This is a genomic window from Ferroplasma sp. Type II, assembly GCF_000496155.1.
In genome coordinates this window covers 3,325-5,042 of the sequence record NZ_KI542812.1, presented here as the reverse complement: position 1 = coordinate 5,042, position 1,718 = coordinate 3,325, and the positions used below count along the sequence as shown (strand labels likewise).

At 34.6% G+C, this 1,718-nt stretch carries 3 protein-coding genes; 1 reads left to right on the top strand and 2 read right to left on the bottom strand.

Translation table 11 applies throughout. The features are described from left to right. Positions 1-197, bottom strand: a 197-nt coding sequence (locus AMDU4_RS12865; RefSeq protein ID WP_021788368.1) for an argininosuccinate synthase domain-containing protein, incomplete at its 3' end; no start/stop codon positions are given. 121 nt (positions 198-318) lie between these two features. On the opposite strand from AMDU4_RS12865, the gene AMDU4_RS12860 reads away from it, so the two are divergent. After that, positions 319-906 carry a hypothetical protein gene (locus tag AMDU4_RS12860; RefSeq protein ID WP_021788367.1) on the top strand — a complete coding sequence of 196 codons (588 nt, stop codon included), beginning with the start codon at positions 319-321 and terminating at the stop codon, positions 904-906. A gap of 17 nt (positions 907-923) precedes the next feature. On the opposite strand, the gene AMDU4_RS12855 is transcribed toward AMDU4_RS12860, so the two are convergent. Then, the gene (locus AMDU4_RS12855; RefSeq protein WP_021788366.1) at positions 924-1,358 is read right to left on the bottom strand and encodes a ferredoxin family protein; all 435 of its coding nucleotides are present in this window, start codon (positions 1,356-1,358) and stop codon (positions 924-926) included. Positions 1,359-1,718 lie beyond the last annotated feature (360 nt).

Here is a 1,718-nt window from a genome sequence, read left to right as displayed (position 1 = left end):
GCAAATTCCTTTTTTACGTCCATGACTATGGCATCTGAAACACCAAGAGACAACGCCTTTTCCCTTATTTGATCTAAATTGCTGTTCCCTATGTTCAATGTAAGGGTAACAACTTCCTTTTTCATTTCCTTCTGAATCCATTTTACCATGACAGAGGTGTCAAGGCCGCCTGAATATAATAATAAGACTTTATCCATGGGGAAATAATATTTTTTGCATATATGATATTTTTTATAAATATTTAGTATATTAGTAGTATTAATAATACAAAATATGTTTTAATGTAAAATATTATATTATAATTACATATATCATACTATGTCAAGAATAGCCAGGGGGAATGTGGAAACTATGGTAAGGGATTATATCAAAAAAAATCCCGAGCTCATAATTTCCATGAGAATGGGGATATTGAATGTGAGCAAACTTTCAAGAAGGATATCGCAGGAAGAGAAAGGTTATAACATTATTTCAATAAGATCGGCATTGAATAAGGTGTTTATGGAGAATTCCACTGCAGATACGGTTCATATTGACAGGCTCCTGTCTGAAAGTAAAATCACACTGCAGGATAAAATAATGGTTATTACAGTTGATAAGAAAATTGACAACCTGAATTTTCTTTCTGCAACTTACCTTACAGATTCAATAGTATATATCATTGATGAAACCAAGAATAAAAAATTGGATCTACCTAAAAATGCTGTTATAGAAAAGAATGTGAGTTCATTGCATATATTTTCCTCAATGGAAATAGTAAAAACACCAGGTTTTGTCATGAAAATAAACGAAAGGCTCTTTTCCTACGAAATAAACGTTCTGCAGTTAATCTCATGTTCAAATGAAACCATAATTATAGTAAATAGAAAAGATGCAATAAGAGCCTATGAAGCTCTTATGAGCTAATAATTTTAAAAGATAATTTATTCGTTGTTTACTTTTATTACACTCCACGGGCAGGCTGTGACACATGCCATGCAGAATATACATTCAGATTCCCTTACAGGGTTTGATTTGTCGGTTCTGTACTGGTCCCATTCCGGTGTTCCCTTTTCAACCTTCTTCTCGTTTCCAGTTCCAGAATTTCCCGGATTCAACTTCCACTCGAAGAGATCTACAGGGCAGACATCCATGCATGCTCCATCGGCAATGCACCCGTCCCAATCAACGGCAACTGTTGTTCCATGGATCCCTAATTTTGTCGGGTATGGTTTTCCGTTGTCATCCATTCTCTGCATTCCGCCTGCTCTCACCTTCAGACCATTTTCCTCTCCTGTTACAGGATAGTTTTTCTCATCGCTCAGAAAATTTTCATCTATGTGCTTTGGATCAAAATCCACGTCTTCTCTCTGTACCACTAATGTCACCTTAAAGAGTAATGCTTTATCTATTTAAAATATTTTTCCTTTTCCATTAAGTCCAAAATCCATAATTTAGCAAACATTACGCCTCTATTAAACAACTTCCAGAAACTATTGTGGTTTAAAGCCGATTAGTTAATTTATAAAAATATATAAACCTTTATTTAATAATGTAATTGTTATACATGGAAAGGAAAATAATAGACCGGAAATCACAGGGAGAATTTGTCTCCAATTTTCTGAGGCAGATAAAATTTAGGAGATCCGATTTCAGGACAATAAACCCACTGGGTGGATTCACATCACTTATAGATCTGGGGAATTTTGTAGTTTCTTTGAATAATGATGGTGTCGGCA